Source organism: Mesorhizobium sp. M0244 (assembly GCF_040321795.1).
Classification (GTDB): Bacteria; Pseudomonadota; Alphaproteobacteria; order Rhizobiales; family Rhizobiaceae; genus Mesorhizobium.
Genome location: NZ_JAMYSE010000127.1, coordinates 1 through 15,916, shown reverse-complemented (window position 1 = coordinate 15,916; position 15,916 = coordinate 1). Strand labels below are relative to the sequence as shown.

Here is a 15,916-nt window from a genome sequence, read left to right as displayed (position 1 = left end):
CGTCGTGGCGCGGCCGTGTAGAATCTGTCCCATAGCGCGTCCTTTGATTCGGACGACAATGGTGCGCCATTAAAGCCTGAGATCAAACACCTAGGGCGTTCCCGGCTGCCAGCCGGGTTCGGCGAGTTCGAAGGCAGCGAAATCGAAGCCCGGAGCCACGGTGCAGCCGACCAGGGTCCATTCGCCGAGGCTGCGTGCCGACTGCCACCAGCCCGCCGGCACGACAATCTGCGGCCGCTCGCCCGCGGCAAGCGCCGTACCGAGGATCTGCTCGATAACGGGACCGTCTTCTCGATGTATCGAGAGCGCCAGCGGCGCGCCGTCATAGAAGTGCCAGACCTCCGCCGCGTCCCTGACCCGGTGCCAGGCCGACAATTGGTTCTTCTCCAGAAGGAAATAGATCGCCGTCGAATGGCCGCGGGCACCTTCCGCGCCATCGCGAAAGGTCTCGGCATACCAGCCGCCTTCCGGATGCGGCTTCAGGCCGAGCAGGGCGATGATTTCGGCGGAACTGGTCATGGCCGCTTAGAAATTGTCCTTGCGCTTGCGGATCTCGGCGAACACTTCGGCATCGGAGGCCTTCTCCAGGCCGAGATGCCTGCGGATCGCCGGATCGTGCCAGCGCAGGAACGGATTGGTCGACAGTTCCTCGCCGATTGTCGTCGGCAGCGTCGGCTTGCCGTCGGCACGCAGCGCCTCGATCTTGGCGGCGCGCTCTTTCAGCGCCGAATTGGTCGGGTCGACGGTGAGCGCGAAACGGGCGTTGGCCAGCGTATATTCATGGCCGCAATAGACGACCGTGTCGGCCGGCAGCGCCGCGAGCTTTTTCAGGGATTCGTACATCACCGGCGGCTTGCATTCGAGCAGCCGCCCACAGCCGAGCGCAAACAGCGTGTCGGCGGCGAATGCCACTTTCGACGCCGGCAGATGATACGTGACATGACCCGCCGTGTGGCCGGGTGTGGCGATGACCTCGATCCGCTCATCGCCGAGGTGGACGACCGAGCCTTGCTCGACGGTTTCGTCGATGCCGGGAATCTTTGCCTTTTCGGCTTCCGGCCCGACGATGCGCAGCTTGAAGCGCTCCTTCAGCGCCAGATTGGCCTCGACGTGGTCGAGATGGTGGTGGGTGGTCAGGATCATCGTCGGCGTCCAGCCGGTGCGCTTGATCGCGGCCAGGATCGGCGCCTCCTCGGGTGCGTCGATGAGCGCCGTCTGGCCGCTTTTCGGGTCATGCACCAGGACGCCGAAATTGTCGCTGCGGCACATGAATTGTTCGATCTCGACGGGCATCACATCTCTCCGTTTCTAGGCGCAGACATAGGGCGGCGGCCAGACGATGTCATCCGCCTTTGTTGAACTTGAACTGCTTCGAAGCTACCGTTCCGCCCATGCATTCAGATATTGTCGACCTCCGTTCCTTCTATTCGACCACTCTCGGGCGCCTGGCCGAGCGCTCGATCACCATGGCGCTGTCCTCGATATGGGCCGTCGTGCCCAACGAGCGGCTGGTCGGCCTTGGCTACACCTTGCCCTGGCTGGAGCGCTTCGGCAGCGATGCCGAGCGTGTCTTCGCCTTCATGCCGGCAACGCAGGGGGCGGTGGTCTGGCCGGCGACGGGGCCGACGGCGACGGCGCTGGTCTTCGACGAGGAGCTGCCGCTGGTCGATTCCTGCATTGATCGCATGCTGCTCGTCCATTCGCTCGAACATGTCGAGAACCCGCGCGAGACGCTGAACGAAATCTGGCGGGTGCTGTCGCCCGCCGGCCGTGTCGTCATCGTCGTGCCCAACCGGCGCGGCGTCTGGGCGCGCTTCGAGCATACGCCTTTCGGCAATGGCCGGCCGTTCTCGCGCGGCCAGCTGACCGAATTGCTGCGCGAAGCGAATTTCACCCCGGCCGCATGGTCCGATGCGCTGTTCTTCCCGCCGTCGCCGCGACGCTTCATGATGCGGTTCCACAATGTGCTGGAACGTGCCGGCCGGCGCTTCTGGCCGATCTTCTCCGGCGTCATCGTCGTCGAGGCGCAGAAGCGGCTCTATCAGGGCGTGCCGGTCGCCCAGCGCGCTTCCCGCCGCGTCTTCGTGCCGGTTCTCTCGCCGCACGGCGCGCCGACGCTCGGCCGGCTGTCACAGGCCGAACACCCGGCACCGCCAGGATGACGCGTTCGTGATCCGAGACGTGCTTTTTCACGCCTATCTGACGATATCAGATTTGCTGTCCGATTGAAGGCCGTGCGGCCGATCCCTGTGACCGGTTTGGCATTGCTCCGAATGCAAGGATCCACTCATGGCTGATCATCCGGATGTCGAGGCCCAGACGCTTGCCACGTCGATCGAAGCCAGCAGCCTGCGTGAGCAACTGGCAACGATCAAATTGGCGCTGACCACCTCGCCAGTGCGAAAACAATTGCTTTGGGCAGCGATCGGCATCGTCGCTGTCATCGTGGCGAGCTCGATCGGGCAGGTTCTGCTCAATCGCTGGAATCAGCCTTTCTACGACGCGCTGGCGCGGCGCGACATGCAGGGCTTCCTGCATCAGCTTCTGGTCTTTGCCGGCATCGCTGGCGGGCTTGTGGTGCTCAATGTCGGCCAGACCTGGCTCGACCAGATGCTCCGCCTGAAGCTGCGCGAGGCCCTGACGCTCGACCTGATCGGCGAATGGATGCGGCCGGCGCGCGCCTTCCGACTGACCCATGCCGGCGCCATCGGCGTCAATCCCGACCAGCGCCTGCAACAGGATGCCGGGCATCTCTCCGATCTTTCTACCGGTTTCGGCATCGGCCTGCTGCAGTCCTGCATCCTGCTTGCCTCCTTTGTTGGCGTCTTGTGGTCGTTGTCTTCCGGCTTCGTCTTCCATATAGGCGGCCATTCGCTGGCCATACCCGGCTACATGGTCTGGGCGGCGATCCTCTATGCGGGCACCGCCTCCTGGTTGAGCTGGCTGGTCGGGCGGCCGCTGATCCGCTTCAACAACGATCGCTATACGCGTGAAGCGGAGCTGCGCTCCTCGGTGGTTCGCGTCAACGAGAATGTCGATGCCATCGCGCTTGCGCATGGCGAGGCCGATGCCAGGCGCCGGCTCGAGTTCGACCTTGGCATGGTGCTGGGCGCCATGCGGCGTATCTACAGCGCCCAGATCAATCTTTCCTGGGTTACCGATACCTATGGCTGGATCACTGTCGTCGCGCCGATCCTCGTCGCTTCACCGGTCTATTTTGCCGGCGATATCAGCTTTGGCGGGTTGATGATGGCAGTCGGCGCCTTCAACCAGGTCCATTCCTCGCTGCGCTGGTTCATCAACAATATCGGCGGTATCGCCGATTGGCGCGCCACGCTGATGCGGGTCGCCGACTTCCGCATCGCGCTTGGCGACACCGACGCGCTGCACGATACGGAAAGGCGCATCGCCTTCGGCGAAAACCCGGACGGCAGCCTGACCTTCGAGAAACTTGAGATTGCCTCGCCGGACGGATGCACCAAGCTTGCCGAGCCGCATGTCGAAATCCGCGCCGGCGACCGCGTGATGATTACCGGAGATCCGGGCGCCGGCAAGACGCTGTTCTTCCGCGCCATTGCCGGTTTGTGGCCATGGGGCAGCGGACGGATCGGCATGCCGGCCGGAGAAGCGCCGATCTTTGTTCCGCGTACCCCCTATTTCCCGCTTGGCACGCTGCGCGAGGTGCTCAACCATTCAGATGGCGCGGCAACCGTGAGCGATGCCGAGATTTCGGCAGCGTTGGCCGAGGTCGGGCTCCAACGCCTGTCGTCCTCGCTCGATCGCTCGGCACGCTGGGAGCGTGAGCTCAGCGACGACGAGCAGCGTCTGCTGGCTTTTGCCAGGCTCGCCTTGCGGCGACCGAAATGGGTGATCATCGACGAGGCGCTGGATGCGTTCGACGGCGCGGCGCTGAGGCAAGTGCTGTCGATGCTGGAGAAGCGCCTTCCCGACGCCGCGATCCTCAATATCGGCCGCGGCCAGCAAAATATCCGCTTCTTCCCGCGGGCGTTGACCATCCTCAAGGATGCCGGCCAACCGGCCCTCAAGCCGGCCCGTGTCAGGGCAGGCGCCATCGAACCGCCCCCGGCTACCGCCTCGGCCGGCCGAAAGAAATAGAAGCCAAGCTTTATTTCGCCGCGATCGCGGCGAAAAACTGTCGCGATCGTTTCAGATGGGAACGTTCCGACCGACCATGCTTGACGCTCTCACCCTGCTCGCCTGCCTTGCCTGCGCCCCGGCAGCACCTGTGGCCGCGCCCGCCGATGCCGTTGCCGTCGACGTCGAGCTGGTGCTGGCCGTCGACATTTCGCAGTCGATGGATGAAAGGGAGTTTGCCCTGCAGCGCGCCGGCTATGTCGCGGCGCTGCGCCATCCCGACTTCATCAACGCCGCGCGTGCCGGCACCTCCGGCCGCATCGCCATCACCTATTTCGAATGGGCAGGCACCATCCGCGACGATGCGGTCATTGCCTGGCAGGTCATCGACAGCAAGGAGAGCGCCAACGCTTTCGCCGACAAGATCGCGGCCCGCCCGTTCAGGAGCTTTCGCGGCACCTCGATTTCCGGCGCACTTGCCTTCGGCGCCGCGCTTTTCGACGGCATGACCTTCGTCGGCAAACGCCGCGTCATCGATGTCTCGGGCGACGGCCCAAACAATAGCGGCTTGCCGGTCACAACGGCGCGCGACGCGGCGCTGGCGAAGGGCATCGTCATTAACGGGCTACCGATCCTGATCAGCCCGTCACCCACCTTCAGCCATCTCGACCGGTATTATGCCGAATGCGTCACCGGCGGGCCGGGCTCCTTCGTGCTGCCGATCTATGCGGCTTCCGAATTCGCCACCGCCATCCGCCGCAAGCTGGTGCTCGAGGTCAGCGGCATCGAGTATCCCAAGGAGGACCTGAGGACGATCCGCATCGACGCGCCGATCGACTGTCTGCAGGGCGAGCGCGACCGCCGGTTTTTCTCGGACCCGTATTTCCCTGAACTTGACCGCTAAGACCTTGCCGCAGGGGCCAAGTCTAGGCCGGCGGCAGGCCGAAGGCCGGAAACAGACTGGGGCCGAGCGGCCCGACATAGATCGTCAAAGAGGCGATTCCGCCTTCAGCGGGCTCGAACACATGCAGGGAATGGGCCCGCCACGCCGGGTCATCGCGACTGCGGGAATAGACCCCGACCGCCGGCTGGCCATTGGCTGCGGTGGCCACCGTGCGGAAGCCGCCAAAATTCCCCCAGACGGTCTCGAAGAAACCGCGGATCGCCTCCCGGCCTTGATACCATTCGCGCCAGGGCGGCATGTGATAGGTGGCGTCCTCACGCAGCAGCTCGATCAAGCTGTCGAGATTGGCGGCTTGCCAGGCCTGCATGTAACGCTCGAGCAGTCGTCCTTCTTCTGGATTGGGCCGCGATCGGGCCTCGGGCCGTCCCTGAGGGTAACGCGCCGCAAGCGTTGCGCGGGCGCGCTGCAATGCACTGTTGATCGAAGCCGTCGATCCGCCCAGCAAACGCGCCGTCTCGACAGCCGACCACCCCAGCACGTCGGAAAGCAGCAGCGCGGCGCGCTGCCTGGGCGGCAGATCCTGGATCGCGGCGACGAAGGCGAGCCGGACGGCTTCGCGGCTCTCGTAACGCGCTTCCGGACCTGGCCCGCTGTCGACGAGGCCTGGAAGCTCGGCATCGGGGTAGGGCTCCAGCCAGGTAATTTCGGCCGACGGCCCGCCTGTAGCCGAGCCGTGGGAGGGCGGTTGTCCGGGCTGCTGCAGAATGCGATGCGCCCTGGTCCGCGCCTTCAGCGCGTTGAGGCAAGCGTTGGTCGCGATCGTGTAAAGCCAGCCGCGAACCGAACCCCGCCCGTCGAACTCCGACCTGGCGCGCCAGGCGCGAAGAAACGTGTCCTGGACGAGGTCGTCCGCCTCGTGCAGCGAACCCATCATGCGGTAGCAATGCAGCTTGAGCTCGCGGCGATGCGCCGCCGTGACCTTCTCGAAGGCCAGCCGATCGAGAATCGGCTGGCCTTGCTGGCGTGCTGGCTCCAGAGGTGGCTGAGCGTCTGTCATGCGGCTTCCGGGTTCCGGGTCAGGTTTGCATTACGCGCGCCTCAGGCGGCCGGGGCAAGCCCGCTCCCGCTCACCATGAAGGTACTGCCTTGCGACTGGCCGGTGGCGAGTGCGACGACCGCCCGTCCGACATCGGCCGGCGTTTGCATGTCGGTCATGGCGGCGATGAAGTCCGCGGGCTGGATGCCCATATAGGCCGCGATACTGTCGACGCCGGCCTTGCCTACGCCGGTCTCCGGCATGATGCGCATCGGCGCGAGCGCCATGAAGCGCAGGCCGAGGCCGAGCCGATCGGACTCCTTCTGGCTATGGCCGGCCAGGAACATCTGCATGCGTTTTGCTCCGGCATAGCCGCCGGCATTCGGTGGCCCGCCGGTCAAGGCCGCGCCGCTGGAGATCAGAACGATCCGGGTTCCCGGCTTGAGCGGACGCCGCAGAGCGGACCGGCAAAACAGGAACGACGCCTTGACGTCCGTTTCCCAATTTGCGGAGAACGCCTTCCAGTTCTGTTCGTGCACCGGCGCGGAAGGGGCCAGCGCGCCTGCACAGATCACCAGGACGTCCGGCTCCAGCGCGGCGAAGACCCGATCGGGGGCGGAGTCCACGGTTGCATCGACCGCGAGCGTCTTAACGCCCGAAATTTCCCAGGCAAATTGCGCCAGGGACTGTTTTCCGCGGGCGACGGCCAGCACCGTCGCTCTCTCTTTGAGGGCGGCCTCCGCGATCGAACGGCCGACACCACGGCTGCCTCCGACGACGACGACATTCTGATTTTGCAACGATCCCATGGATCACCTCTCTATCCCAGCCGCCGGACCATCCAGGCGCGCTCATCGACAAGGACAGCGCAGGCGTGCCGAAATCATCGGTGCTGGTCAGAAATTTTCTCGGCATGGTCGGCAAGGCCCGCGCGAAGCCCGGAAGAAACGCGTCGGCGATGATCTGCCGAGCGATCATGTAAGGCGGAATGTCAGGATAACGGTGGGTTTTGCCGCGCAGATCAGTGGTTCGTGGTTTCTGCCGGTTAAACCTATCGTTTCAGCAGAAACACCGCTTGCTGACCGAAAAAGTTCCAGAACCACCACGGCATGGAGAAGCCGATCCTCTGGCCGTTGGCGTCGAGCGCAGTTGCCTTTTCTACGGTCGCGCCAAGCTCGTCGCACAGATTGACGAAGTCGCGAATGGTGCAGAAATGGATGTTGGGCGTGTCGTACCAGGAATAGGGCAGGTCCTTGGTCACCGGCATGCGGCCGTTGAAGAGCAGCGAAAAGCGCACCCGCCAATGGCCGAAATTGGGGAAAGAGACGATGGCGCGGTTGCCGATCCGGAGCAACTCGTCGAGCACCAGCTTCGGATTGCGGGTCGCCTGCAAGGTCTGCGACAAAACGACGAAGTCGAAACCCTTGTCGGGGTAGAATTCGAGGTCCTTGTCGGCATCCCCCTGGACGACCGACAGGCCGCGCGCCACGCATTCGTTGACGCCGCGCTGCGACAGCTCCAGCCCGCGGCCATCGACCTTCTTGGTCTCCTGCAGCAATTCGAGCAGCAGGCCGTCGCCGGAACCGACGTCCAGCACCCGCGACTGCGGCGGGATGAGCGCGGCGACGACTTCGAGGTCGACGCGCTGGGCGCGGTTGACGCTCATGGCTTCGCCTTCTGCTTGGCGCATGATCCTGATCCGAAAAGTCTGCAACTTTTCGGGGTCATGCGCCGAGCCCTCTCGCCCGCGCGGCCGAGGCGATGAAGCCTTTGATGGCGGCGAACAGTTCCGGCTCGTCGAGCAGGAAGGCATCGTGGCCGCGGTCGGTCTCGATCTCGACGAACGATACCGAAGCGCCGGCCGCGTTCAGCGCGTGGACGACCGAGCGGCTCTCCTCGGTCGGGAACAGCCAGTCGCTGGTGAAGGAGACCAGGCAGAAGCGCGTCTTGGTGCCGGCGAAGGCATCGGCCAGCCGGCCGCCATGGTCGGCGGCGAGATCGAAATAGTCCATCGCCCGGGTCATGTAGAGATAGGAATTGGCATCGAAGCGATCGACGAAGGTCATGCCCTGATGGCGCAGATAGCTCTCGATCTGGAAGTCGGCATCGAAACCGAAGGTCAAAGCTTCGCGGTCCTGCAGGTTACGGCCGAACTTGCGGTGCAGCGCTGCTTCCGACAGATAGGTGATGTGGGCGGCCATGCGCGCCACCGCCAGCCCCTTTTCCGGCCGCTTGCCATGCTCGAAATATTTGCCGCCATGCCAGTCCGGATCGGCCATCACCGCCTGCCTGCCGACCTCGTGGAAAGCGATGTTCTGCGAGGAATGGCGGGCGCCGGTGGCGATCGGCAGCGCCGAGAAGACGCGCTCGGGATAGCTGGAGGCCCATTGCAGCACCTGCATGCCGCCCATCGAGCCGCCTAGCACGCTGAACAGCTTTTCGATGCCGAAATGCTCGACCAGCATCAGCTGCGCGCGCACCATGTCACGGATGGTGATGATCGGCAGGTCGAGCCCGTAAGGCTTGCCGGTGGCGGGATCGGTCGAGGCGGGGCCGGTGGAACCGAGGCAGCCGCCGATGACGTTGGACGAGATGACGAAGAAGCGGTCGGTGTCGATGATCTTGCCGGGGCCGATCAGCACCTCCCACCAGCCCGGCTTGCCGGTCACCGGATTGGTGTTGGCGACATGCTGGTCGCCGGTCAGCGCATGGCAGACGAGGATGGCATTGGAGCGCGCATCGTTGAGCGTGCCATAGGTCTGGTAGGCGATCTGGAACGGCGACAGCAGCGTGCCGGCGTCGAGCTTGAGCGGCTTGTCGGCGCCGAAACGCAACACCGGGCTCGACGGCTGGTCGGCCTCGTTGTTGGTTTTTCGAGCGCGCAGAGCGACCATCACATCTCCTTGCCCCGCCTTCAGTTGTCCGCCGGTCTGGGGCAACAACCAGTCAGGGCAACAAAAAACCGGCCATGCCTTCGCAAAGCCGGTTACAAGATGCAAACGGCCCTTTAGCAAGTTGTTTAACGTGGCTGCAAGCCGACCGGCCAAATCACCACGGAACTGTCGCTGCTCTTCTATGACTCGCGCGTGGCTTCGTCAACGGCAAGTTCTTCATCCTGAATTGCCGCCCCTCGACATTCCGGGCCATGGCTTGTATTTCCGCTGCGGCCTTCGGATGGAGGCACCCTCGACGGATTTCATAATATGAGCCAGACACCGGACCAGACACGTCCAACGCCCCGCGCCGGCATCATGGACATCGAAGCCTATGTGCCCGGCAAGAGCACGGCGCCCGCCGGTGTCGCCAAGGTCCACAAACTGTCGTCGAACGAGAACCCGCTCGGTCCTTCGCCGAAAGCAATAGAGGCCGCGCGCGCGGTTGCCGACAAGCTCGCGGTCTATCCCGACGGCAGCGCCAGGCGCCTGAGGGAAGCGATCGCTGAGGTGCATGGGCTCAATCCGGCGAACATCATCTGCTCCAACGGTTCCGACGAGATCCTGGGCCTGCTTGCGCAGACCTACCTCGCTCCCGGCGACGAGGCGATCATCACCGAACACGGCTTCATGGTCTACAAGATCTACATACAGTCGGCCGGTGCTGTCCCGGTGACGGTCAAGGAGACCGATGAACGCGCCGATATCGATGCAATACTGGCCGCGGTGACGCCGCGTACCAGGATCATCTTCCTTGCCAATCCCAACAATCCAACCGGCACTTACGTGCCGTTCCAGGAAGTGCGCCGCCTGCATGCCGGCCTGCCGCGAAACGTGCTTCTGGTGCTGGATGCCGCCTATGCCGAATATGTCCGGCGCAACGACTATGAAGCCGGTGTCGAACTGGTGGGCGGCACCGATAATGTCGTCATGACGCGGACCTTCTCGAAATTGGGCCTTGGCGGGGCGCGGATCGGCTGGATGTATGCGCCAATGCACATCGTCGATGCGATCAACCGCGTGCGCGGCCCCTTCAACGTCAATGCGACGGCGATCGAGGCCGGCATCGCCGCGATCCGCGACCGCGTCCATATCGAGCGCAGCGTCGCCCATAACGAGACCTGGCTGGCCTGGCTGAGCGAGCAATTGACCGGGCTCGGGCTGCGGGTGACGCCGAGCGTCGGCAATTTCATCCTCATCCACTTTCCCGAGGACGAAAAGCATTCGGCGGCGGCCGCCGACGACTATCTCAGCCAGCGCGGCTACATATTGCGGCGGGTTTCCGGCTACGGATTTCCGAACGCGCTGCGCATGAGCATCGGCACCGAAGAGGCCAATCGCGGCGTTGTCGCCGCACTCGCGACATTTCTGAAAAGCTAGAACCATGACATCACCGATGTTCGAAAAGATCGCGCTGGTCGGCATCGGCCTGATCGGTTCGTCGCTGGCGCGGGTCATCCGCCGCGAAGGACTCGCCGGCCAAGTCGCCATTTCGACGCGCAGCGAAGCGACGCTGGCGCGGGCCAGCCAACTTGGCCTTGGCGACACCTACACGACGGATGCGGAAGAAGCGGTTCGCGACGCCGATCTGGTCATCGTTTCGGTGCCGGTCGGCTCTTCGGGCACGGTCGCCGCGGAGATCGCACCGGCGCTGAAAAAGGGCGCCATCCTCACCGATGTCGGCTCGACCAAGGCGTCGGTGATCGCGCAGATGCAGCCGCATGTGCCGGCGGGCGTTCACTTCATTCCCGGCCATCCGCTGGCCGGCACCGAAAAATCGGGACCGGATGCCGGTTTTGCCGAACTGTTCGAGAACCGCTGGTGCATCTTCACGCCGCTGCCCGGCACCGATGCCGAGGCGCTGGAAAAGCTATCCGAATTCTGGCGCCGCTGCGGCTCCAACATCGACACCATGGACCCCCAGCATCACGACATGACGCTGGCCATCGTTTCGCACCTGCCGCACATCATCGCCTATAACATCGTCGGTACCGCCGACGATCTGGAGTCGGTGACCAAGTCCGAGGTCATCAAGTACTCGGCCTCCGGCTTTCGCGACTTCACCCGTCTTGCGGCTTCCGACCCGACGATGTGGCGCGACGTCTGCCTGCACAACAAGGACGCTATCCTCGAAATGCTGGCGCGGTTTTCCGAGGATCTAGCGTCGCTACAACGGGCGATCCGCTGGGGCGACGGCGAAAAACTGTTCGACCTGTTCACCCGCACCCGCGCCGTCCGCCGTTCGATCATCGAGGCGGGCCAGGACATCGACGCGCCGGATTTCGGCCGCCAGGCAGTCGAACACCCGGTAAAGGGGTAAGCCCGCGGCAAGCCGATCGCAGGCCAGACCGCCTAATCGAGCGGCTTGATCTTGCCTAGCGGGATGAAGCCGAGCGAGGCCTTGCCCTTGACGATCTTCAGCGGCATCGACGGCTGGTTGCCGAGCAGCGCCAGTCCGGCAAAGCCGGCTTGGATCTCTTTCTTCTGCTCGGGGATGGCGGTGGCGAGGATTGCCGCCACGGCCTTTGGATCGTTGAGCTTGATCGTCAGGTCGGCATTTATGAGACCGTCGTCGTCGACCGACAGCGGTCCGGAAACGGTGATGCGCGCAGTTCCGGACGACAGATCGAGCTTGTGGATTTCGGCAGCCTGGCCGCGCAGGCTCTTCGGATTTGTCTTGATCAGCGCCACGCCGTTCTTCAGCGTCACGTCGCCACTGCCGTCGAACGGCGGCAAGACGCGCCCGTCGATGGCCGCCGCATCGATTTCGAGATCGGTGAAATTGCCGGCATAGTCGATATCCTGGCCGTTTGGACGCAATTGCCCTGCGGCGGTTCCGGCACTGAACAGCGAGACGGGATCGGTATCGTCCGCCGGATCGGTCTGGCCGGACAGGCCTTCCGCCTGCAGCGAGAGGTGCCTCGGCAGCGGCCAAGACAGCTTCATGCCGGCTTGCAAATCATCCCAGTCGATCCACAGCGGCGTCATGCCGGGAACCGAGGTCCTGAGCGGCCCCCTGAGCTCGGCGGCAGGCGACAGAAGCCGTATGATCTGCGTGGCGGCGTTGATTTTGCCGGTTGAGGCAGCGACGTTGCGGCTGTCGTCCTCGTAAGCCAGACTGTCGCAGGAAACGGTGAAGCTGAAGGGATAGCCGCTGACCGCGAGATTGGCGCAGTCGGCCTTGATGCCCTTTTCGTCGAGATCGGTCACCGCCTTGCCGGCTGCGCTCTCGACCAGGTCCGCCAGGTAGAACCAGCCGGCGCTGTAGATGCCGAACAGCACGAGGATGAAAGCGGCAAGCCACAACAGGCGGCGACGTTGGTTGGGCGGCGGGCGCTCGTCACTTGACGTCATGCTGCGGCTTTCGTTAACGCGGGTGGCATGGGTGGGCTGTCGCTTGCGGCAACAACAGGTAGACGGACTGAAACACCACCGGTGGGGTGGTCGTCACAATCAGGCTTGGCGATATGGGCGATTTTTGGGTTTTTGGCTACGGCTCACTGATCTGGCGACCGGGATTCGCGCATGTCGAGACGCGGCGCGCCCGCCTGCATGGCTACCGCCGTTCGCTCTGCGTTTATTCTTTCGTGCATCGCGGCACGCGCGAACGGCCGGGCCTGGTGCTCGGCCTCGACCGCGGCGGCTCCTGCATCGGGCTGGCGTTCCGGGTTCCAGGCGAGCTGCGCAACGAGGTCATCACCTATCTGCGCGAACGTGAGCTGGTCACCAACGTCTATCTCGAACGTATGCTCAGCGTTCGCCTCGACAAGAGTGAGACGGATGGGGGCGAGACGGTCGAAGCCATCGCCTATGTCGTGGACCGCAGCCATGAGCAATATGCCGGTGCACTCGACGCGGCGGCGGCGGCGGCCGTCGTTCGCGGCGCCGTCGGCCAGTCGGGGAGGAATGAGGACTACGTGCTCAGCACGCTGGAGCACCTCGAAGCACTGGGTATAAGCGACCACTGGCTGGAAGAGGTGACAAGACGGATCGCGACGTAGCTTCTGTTATCGTTGACCATGATGTTTTCGGTGTCGTGGTCCGGGCTACATCCTGAAAATCTGTTTTCCAAGATCGGCGCGATCCAGGCTGTTTGCCACGGCAAGCTTGAACTCGGTCAGCGGGTGGAGACCGCCGACAGGAACGTGGAAGCCGGGCTGGCCGAAGATGTCGATGATCTCGCGTAGCACAGGCCGGTCGGCTTCGACCGGCGGCGAAAAGAAGTAGCGATAGATATTCGCCCTGATTTCGACGCCGCTCAGCAACACATCGAAATTGTGCAGTTCGAAGCGCTCGGCACTCATGCCGCCATTGATCACCATCTGCCCGCCGAGCGCCAGGGTGCGGATCAATTCGCCGCTGGCAGGTCCGCCGACATTGTCGATAATCCCGTTCAATCCGGCGCCACCGGTGATATCCATCACCGCTTCCCGGATGCTTGCCTTCAAGTCCGAAAGGTCAAGAATGGCGGCGGCGCCAAGCGTCTTCAGGTCAAAGCTTTGGTGCGAGCGCCGCACCAGCGCGATGACGTTGATGCCGCGTCGTTGGGCGAACTGCATCACCATTGTCGAAATCGACGAATAGCCGGCCGTGACAGCCAGCCACTGGCCAGGCTGCACACGGGAATCCACCATCAGATCCCACGCGGTAATGGGGTTCACCATCTGCCCGGCGCGTTCGACCGGATAGCCGGCAGGCAACGGGATCAGCCATTCGGCGGGAATGGCCGCGTACTCGGCCCAACTGCCATAATAGCTGAACGCGACAAGCGTGCCCGGATCCAGCAAGACGTTCGCGCCGACGGCTTCGACGATGCCGGCGCCATGGTTTCCCGCGATCTGCCGGGGAAAATGCGGCTTCTTCGGTTCGGGATAGAGATTCTGGATAAACAGGAAGTCGCCCGGATTGATCGAGGCCGAGACCATCCTGACCAGCACCTCGCCGTCGCCGATCCGCGGCATCGGCAGGTCGTCCACATAGAGCACGTCGCGCGGCGAGCCGATTGCGTCAAATACAATTGCTTTCATGCCGGTCTCCATAACAAACGATCCGGGGCAAACAGTCTGGGCCCGGCCAGACCGCGCCGAGATTTGCGTCGGCGCCGCGGAACTTACGGCCGGCCGGCAAAAGTCAGAATTGGCAGATTTGACAATCTATGTGCTAAATTTGCCAGATGTTTCCTCAGAGAATGCTGGTTTGGATATCGGGGACCAGCGTCCTGAGGCGGCGAAGACGCTTCTTGAAGGCACCAGACTCGGCATTGCCGAAATCGCGCCGTAGGACTGCCGCCTGGCGAATTTCGATGCCAGAGCCAATAGCCATTGGCTGGACACGGGGCGCGGCGGGTCGCGGCTTTGTGAAGCGCCGGCGGGCTGGAAAAAAGGCTATGCGTTTGACGTTGCCGCGGCACGCCATAGGTTAGCCCGGTCGGCGGCTCCCACCCGCCCCAGCATGAATCACCATGGAGATCAGCCTTGCAGAAACGTCGTCTCGGTCGCACCGACCTATCCATCGCGCCATTGGTTCTGGGCGGCAATGTGTTCGGCTGGACCGCCGATGAGAAAACCTCGTTCGACCTGCTCGACCGCTTTGTCGACGCCGGCCTCAACGCCATCGACACGGCCGATTCCTATTCGCGCTGGATTCCCGGCCACCAGGGCGGCGAATCCGAAACCATCATCGGCAAATGGATGAAGAGCCGCGGGAACCGCGCCAAGGTTGTCGTCATCACCAAGGTCGGTTCGGACATGGGCCAGGGCAAGAGGGATCTGTCCGCCGCCTATATCGAAAAGGCCATCGACGCCTCGCTGAAGCGGCTGCAGGTCGATACCATCGATCTCTATCTGTCGCACTGGCCTGATCCGGCCACTCCCTATGAAGAAACGCTCGGCGCCTACCAGAAACTGCTCGACACGGGCAAAATCCGCTATGCCGGCGCTTCCAACCTCGACGCCGCCCAGTTACGCGCCGCACTCGACGTAGCAAGCCTGCGCGGCCTGCCGCGCTACGAGGTGCTGCAGCCGGAATACAATCTCTACGACCGCTCGTCCTTCGATGGTCCGCTGCGCGATCTGTGCGCGGCCGAGGACATCGGCGTCATCACCTATTTCAGCCTCGCCAAGGGCTTTTTAAGCGGCAAGTACCGGAGCGAAGCCGACCTCGGCAAAAGCCCGCGCGGCGGTGGTGTCAAAGGATATCTCAACGCGCGCGGCATGCGCATTCTTTCAGCACTCGACGCCGTGTCGGGCAGACATTCGGCCAAGCAGGCGGAAGTGGCGCTTGCCTGGGTGATGGCGCGCCCCGGCGTCACCGCTCCGATCGCCAGCGCGACAACGCTCGACCAGCTCGACAGCCTGGTTCGTGCCGCGTCGTTGCAGCTCAGCCCGGACGATATCGCCGAACTCGACAAAGCCAGCGCCTAGCCGCGGTTTGGAGCTGCTTATCTATCCAGGATATTCAAGCAGTAGATCCGTCAGCTGAGCGCGAACGAGCTTGCACGATCGTTCAAGACGGGCACCGCCGCCTTGCCTTACCGTCCCTGCATCGTCGCAGGATGCAGGGACGCCGCATGGCCGCACAGGTTCTTATCGATCAGCAGCTATGGCAGCAATTGCTGGCGCTTGTGCTGGCATCGGCCATCGTCATGGGCAGCCCGGGACCGGCGACGATAAGCGTCACCGCGGTCGGTGCCGCGTTCGGCCTGCGTGATTCGCTCCGCTATGCCTCGGGCATCGTTTTCGGCACGATCCTCGTGCTGCTGGTGGTGGCGACGGGCATCATGGCCGTTCTCGCCGCGTTGCCGAAGCTTGCGGCGCTGCTGGCGGTCGCCTCAGCGGCCTACATCCTTTACCTGGCGTTCAAGATAGCGACGGGGCCGCCCCAGGCGGCGGGCGCGGGGGGTGGGGGCCATAACCCCATACCTGGGGGCGTACGTATTGACCGCGGCCC

General features: G+C 63.7%; 17 protein-coding genes and 1 riboswitch. Of the genes, 9 read left to right on the top strand and 8 right to left on the bottom strand.

What is annotated here, in order from left to right; genetic code table 11:
- Positions 1–90: 90 nt before the first annotated feature.
- On the bottom strand, positions 91–519 hold the full coding sequence (locus NKJ08_RS35690; protein WP_352528813.1) for a cupin domain-containing protein: 429 nt from the start codon (positions 517–519) through the stop codon (positions 91–93).
- Between the two features lie 6 nt (positions 520–525).
- Positions 526–1,293, bottom strand: coding sequence for a hydroxyacylglutathione hydrolase (gene gloB, locus NKJ08_RS35685; protein ID WP_352528815.1), 768 nt, complete (start codon positions 1,291–1,293; stop codon positions 526–528).
- A 98-nt stretch (positions 1,294–1,391) separates the two neighbouring features.
- On the opposite strand from gloB, the gene NKJ08_RS35680 reads away from it, so the two are divergent.
- The 3 genes from NKJ08_RS35680 to NKJ08_RS35670 all read left to right on the top strand — a co-directional run bounded on the left by NKJ08_RS35680 (position 1,392) and on the right by NKJ08_RS35670 (position 4,999).
- A complete protein-coding gene (locus NKJ08_RS35680) occupies positions 1,392–2,162 on the top strand; it encodes a class I SAM-dependent methyltransferase (protein WP_352528817.1) in 771 nt (256 codons plus the stop codon).
- 127 nt (positions 2,163–2,289) lie between these two features.
- Positions 2,290–4,116: an ABC transporter ATP-binding protein/permease gene (locus NKJ08_RS35675; protein ID WP_352785916.1), complete on the top strand. Its 1,827-nt coding sequence runs from the start codon at positions 2,290–2,292 to the stop codon at positions 4,114–4,116.
- Between the two features lie 76 nt (positions 4,117–4,192).
- Entirely contained in the window at positions 4,193–4,999 is an 807-nt protein-coding gene (locus NKJ08_RS35670) for a DUF1194 domain-containing protein (protein WP_352528821.1), read from the top strand.
- Between the two features lie 22 nt (positions 5,000–5,021).
- Here NKJ08_RS35670 and NKJ08_RS35665 read toward each other — a convergent pair whose 3' ends face one another.
- The 4 genes from NKJ08_RS35665 to metX form a co-directional block, all read right to left on the bottom strand.
- A complete protein-coding gene (locus NKJ08_RS35665) occupies positions 5,022–6,056 on the bottom strand; it encodes an RNA polymerase subunit sigma-70 (protein WP_352528823.1) in 1,035 nt (344 codons plus the stop codon).
- A gap of 41 nt (positions 6,057–6,097) precedes the next feature.
- A complete protein-coding gene (locus NKJ08_RS35660; RefSeq protein WP_352528825.1) occupies positions 6,098–6,844 on the bottom strand; it encodes an SDR family NAD(P)-dependent oxidoreductase in 747 nt (248 codons plus the stop codon).
- 242 nt (positions 6,845–7,086) lie between these two features.
- Positions 7,087–7,701: a methionine biosynthesis protein MetW gene (gene metW / locus NKJ08_RS35655; RefSeq protein WP_352528924.1), complete on the bottom strand. Its 615-nt coding sequence runs from the start codon at positions 7,699–7,701 to the stop codon at positions 7,087–7,089.
- A gap of 58 nt (positions 7,702–7,759) precedes the next feature.
- Complete coding sequence (gene metX, locus NKJ08_RS35650; protein WP_352528827.1) at positions 7,760–8,929, bottom strand: homoserine O-acetyltransferase MetX; 1,170 nt, start codon at positions 8,927–8,929, stop codon at positions 7,760–7,762.
- Positions 8,930–9,022: 93 nt separating this feature from the next.
- Positions 9,023–9,100: riboswitch (SAM riboswitch) on the bottom strand.
- 138 nt (positions 9,101–9,238) lie between these two features.
- Here metX and hisC point away from each other — a divergent pair.
- Together hisC and NKJ08_RS35640 are read left to right on the top strand one after the other, a co-directional pair.
- Entirely contained in the window at positions 9,239–10,348 is a 1,110-nt protein-coding gene (hisC, locus tag NKJ08_RS35645) for a histidinol-phosphate transaminase (RefSeq protein WP_352528829.1), read from the top strand.
- 4 nt (positions 10,349–10,352) lie between these two features.
- On the top strand, positions 10,353–11,288 hold the full coding sequence (locus NKJ08_RS35640; RefSeq protein ID WP_352528831.1) for a prephenate/arogenate dehydrogenase family protein: 936 nt from the start codon (positions 10,353–10,355) through the stop codon (positions 11,286–11,288).
- A 32-nt stretch (positions 11,289–11,320) separates the two neighbouring features.
- Here the strand turns inward: NKJ08_RS35640 and NKJ08_RS35635 are convergent, their stop codons facing one another.
- The gene (locus NKJ08_RS35635) at positions 11,321–12,322 is read right to left on the bottom strand and encodes a DUF2125 domain-containing protein (RefSeq protein ID WP_352528833.1); all 1,002 of its coding nucleotides are present in this window, start codon (positions 12,320–12,322) and stop codon (positions 11,321–11,323) included.
- A gap of 113 nt (positions 12,323–12,435) precedes the next feature.
- On the opposite strand from NKJ08_RS35635, the gene NKJ08_RS35630 reads away from it, so the two are divergent.
- Positions 12,436–12,969, top strand: a complete 534-nt coding sequence (locus NKJ08_RS35630) for a gamma-glutamylcyclotransferase (protein WP_352778696.1) — start codon at positions 12,436–12,438, stop codon at positions 12,967–12,969.
- Between the two features lie 45 nt (positions 12,970–13,014).
- Here NKJ08_RS35630 and NKJ08_RS35625 read toward each other — a convergent pair whose 3' ends face one another.
- Positions 13,015–13,995, bottom strand: a complete 981-nt coding sequence (locus NKJ08_RS35625; protein ID WP_352778698.1) for a quinone oxidoreductase family protein — start codon at positions 13,993–13,995, stop codon at positions 13,015–13,017.
- Here NKJ08_RS35625 and NKJ08_RS35620 point away from each other — a divergent pair.
- The 3 genes from NKJ08_RS35620 to NKJ08_RS35610 all read left to right on the top strand — a co-directional run.
- A complete protein-coding gene (locus tag NKJ08_RS35620; protein WP_352785908.1) occupies positions 13,994–14,248 on the top strand; it encodes a hypothetical protein in 255 nt (84 codons plus the stop codon). The genes NKJ08_RS35625 and NKJ08_RS35620 overlap by 2 nt on opposite strands.
- A 194-nt stretch (positions 14,249–14,442) precedes the next feature.
- Positions 14,443–15,390, top strand: coding sequence for an aldo/keto reductase (locus NKJ08_RS35615; RefSeq protein WP_352528837.1), 948 nt, complete (start codon positions 14,443–14,445; stop codon positions 15,388–15,390).
- 146 nt (positions 15,391–15,536) lie between these two features.
- On the top strand, positions 15,537–15,916 hold a 380-nt coding region (locus tag NKJ08_RS35610; protein ID WP_352785904.1), incomplete at its 3' end, for a LysE family transporter.

What these genes read in the sequence shown, in the direction of transcription:
- NKJ08_RS35690 (WP_352528813.1), bottom strand. Translation starts at nt 519, where the DNA reads ATGACCAGTTCCGCCGAAATCATCGCCCTGCTCGGCCTGAAGCCGCAT.
- gloB (WP_352528815.1), bottom strand. Translation starts at nt 1,293, where the DNA reads ATGCCCGTCGAGATCGAACAATTCATGTGCCGCAGCGACAATTTCGGC.
- NKJ08_RS35680 (WP_352528817.1), top strand. Translation starts at nt 1,392, where the DNA reads ATGCATTCAGATATTGTCGACCTCCGTTCCTTCTATTCGACCACTCTC.
- NKJ08_RS35675 (WP_352785916.1), top strand. Translation starts at nt 2,290, where the DNA reads ATGGCTGATCATCCGGATGTCGAGGCCCAGACGCTTGCCACGTCGATC.
- NKJ08_RS35670 (WP_352528821.1), top strand. Translation starts at nt 4,193, where the DNA reads ATGCTTGACGCTCTCACCCTGCTCGCCTGCCTTGCCTGCGCCCCGGCA.
- NKJ08_RS35665 (WP_352528823.1), bottom strand. Translation starts at nt 6,056, where the DNA reads ATGACAGACGCTCAGCCACCTCTGGAGCCAGCACGCCAGCAAGGCCAG.
- NKJ08_RS35660 (WP_352528825.1), bottom strand. Translation starts at nt 6,844, where the DNA reads ATGGGATCGTTGCAAAATCAGAATGTCGTCGTCGTCGGAGGCAGCCGT.
- metW (WP_352528924.1), bottom strand. Translation starts at nt 7,701, where the DNA reads ATGAGCGTCAACCGCGCCCAGCGCGTCGACCTCGAAGTCGTCGCCGCG.
- metX (WP_352528827.1), bottom strand. Translation starts at nt 8,929, where the DNA reads ATGGTCGCTCTGCGCGCTCGAAAAACCAACAACGAGGCCGACCAGCCG.
- hisC (WP_352528829.1), top strand. Translation starts at nt 9,239, where the DNA reads ATGAGCCAGACACCGGACCAGACACGTCCAACGCCCCGCGCCGGCATC.
- NKJ08_RS35640 (WP_352528831.1), top strand. Translation starts at nt 10,353, where the DNA reads ATGACATCACCGATGTTCGAAAAGATCGCGCTGGTCGGCATCGGCCTG.
- NKJ08_RS35635 (WP_352528833.1), bottom strand. Translation starts at nt 12,322, where the DNA reads ATGACGTCAAGTGACGAGCGCCCGCCGCCCAACCAACGTCGCCGCCTG.
- NKJ08_RS35630 (WP_352778696.1), top strand. Translation starts at nt 12,436, where the DNA reads ATGGGCGATTTTTGGGTTTTTGGCTACGGCTCACTGATCTGGCGACCG.
- NKJ08_RS35620 (WP_352785908.1), top strand. Translation starts at nt 13,994, where the DNA reads ATGCCGGTCTCCATAACAAACGATCCGGGGCAAACAGTCTGGGCCCGG.
- NKJ08_RS35625 (WP_352778698.1), bottom strand. Translation starts at nt 13,995, where the DNA reads ATGAAAGCAATTGTATTTGACGCAATCGGCTCGCCGCGCGACGTGCTC.